The organism is Herbaspirillum sp. UBA812 (assembly GCF_002296545.1).
Lineage (GTDB): Bacteria > Pseudomonadota > Gammaproteobacteria > Burkholderiales > Burkholderiaceae_D > Herbaspirillum > Herbaspirillum huttiense.
Genome location: NZ_DBIC01000384.1, coordinates 3,020 through 3,283, shown reverse-complemented (window position 1 = coordinate 3,283; position 264 = coordinate 3,020). Strand labels below are relative to the sequence as shown.

Here is a 264-nt window from a genome sequence, read left to right as displayed (position 1 = left end):
TCCGGGTCCAGCGCCGAGGTGGCCTCGTCGCAGAGCAGGATCTCGGGCCCGCTGGCCAGGGCGCGGGCGATGCCCACACGCTGCTTCTGGCCACCGGAGAGGCGGCGCGGATAGGTATCGGCCTTGTCCTCGAGGCCGACCAGGGCCAGCAGTTCGCGCACCCTGCCCTCTAGCTGCTGGCGCGGTACGCCGGCCACACGCAGGGGCAAGGCGATATTGTCAAAGACGGTCTTGGCCGAAAGCAGGTTGAAATGCTGGAAGATC

The 264-nt window shown here is 67.8% G+C and carries 1 protein-coding gene; it reads right to left on the bottom strand.

The genetic code is table 11. The annotated features are described in order from the left end of the window. Nucleotides 1–264 (bottom strand): ATP-binding cassette domain-containing protein (locus B3873_RS25295; protein ID WP_286869818.1); only part of this gene is annotated, 264 nt, incomplete at both ends.